The sequence below is a fragment of the Mesorhizobium sp. M7A.F.Ca.CA.003.01.2.1 genome (assembly GCF_003998945.1).
In the GTDB taxonomy this organism is placed as follows: domain Bacteria; phylum Pseudomonadota; class Alphaproteobacteria; order Rhizobiales; family Rhizobiaceae; genus Mesorhizobium; species Mesorhizobium ciceri.
In genome coordinates, this window is record NZ_RZRA01001329.1 from 1 (window position 1) to 1094 (window position 1094).

Annotated in this window: 1 protein-coding gene; it reads left to right on the top strand. The window is 63.0% G+C overall.

What is annotated here, in order from left to right; translation table 11 throughout:
* Window positions 1–1058, top strand: a 1058-nt coding sequence (locus EN969_RS32405) for a M3 family metallopeptidase (protein WP_245467620.1), incomplete at its 5' end; no start/stop codon positions are given.
* Between the last annotated feature and the right edge of the window lie 36 nt (window positions 1059–1094).

Here is a 1094-nt window from a genome sequence, read left to right on the forward strand (position 1 = left end):
GCAACGAAAAATTCGCTGCCTGGGACTGGCGCTTCTACCAGGAGAAGCTGCGCGCGGAGAAATTCGCCTTCGACGAGGCGGAACTGAAACCTTATCTGCAGCTCGACCGGATCATCGACGCTTGCTTCGACGTGGCGACACGGCTGTTCGGCATCACCTTCGAAGAGAAAAAGGACATCGCGGCCTGGCATCCGGACGCCCGCGTCTTCGTGGTGAAGAATGCCGACGGCAGCGAGCGCGGCCTTTTCCTGGCCGACTATTTCGCCCGGCCGTCAAAGCGATCCGGCGCCTGGATGAGCGCGTTGCAATCCGGCTACAGGCTCGGCCACGGTGCGAGCCCGGTCATCTACAACATCATGAACTTCGCCAAGCCGCCGGTGGGCGAGCCGGCTCTGCTGTCGGTCGACGAGGCCAAAACGCTGTTCCACGAGTTCGGCCATGCTTTGCACGGCATGCTGACCGACGTCACCTGGCCCTCGGTTTCGGGCACTTCGGTCAGCCGCGATTTCGTCGAACTGCCTTCGCAGCTCTACGAGCACTGGCTGACCGTGCCGGCAGTGCTGGAAAAGCACGCGCTGCACGTCAAGACCGGCAAGCCGATGCCCAAGGCGCTGCTCGACAAGATGCTGGCCGCGCGCACCTTCGGCGCCGGCTTCGCCACGGTCGAATTCACCGCCTCCGCCTTGATGGACATGGCCTATCACGCGCGGGCGGAGGCGCCTGAAGCGCCGCTTCGTTTCGAAGCCGAAACGCTTGCAGAACTGCATATGCCGGACACCATAGCCATGCGTCACCGCACCCCGCATTTCGGCCATGTCTTTTCCGGCGAAGGCTATTCGGCCGGCTACTATTCCTACATGTGGTCGGAAGTGCTCGATGCCGATGCTTTTGCCGCCTTCGAGGAAACCGGCGACCCCTTCAACCCGGCACTCGCCGAGCGGCTGCGCAAGAACATCTACGCGGCCGGCGGGTCGAAGGATCCGGAAGAACTCTACACCGCCTTCCGCGGCAAGATGCCGTCGCCGGAAGCGATGATGGCCAAGCGCGGGTTGGTGTGATTAGCCAATCTCCCCCCTCGTGGGGGAGATTGGCAG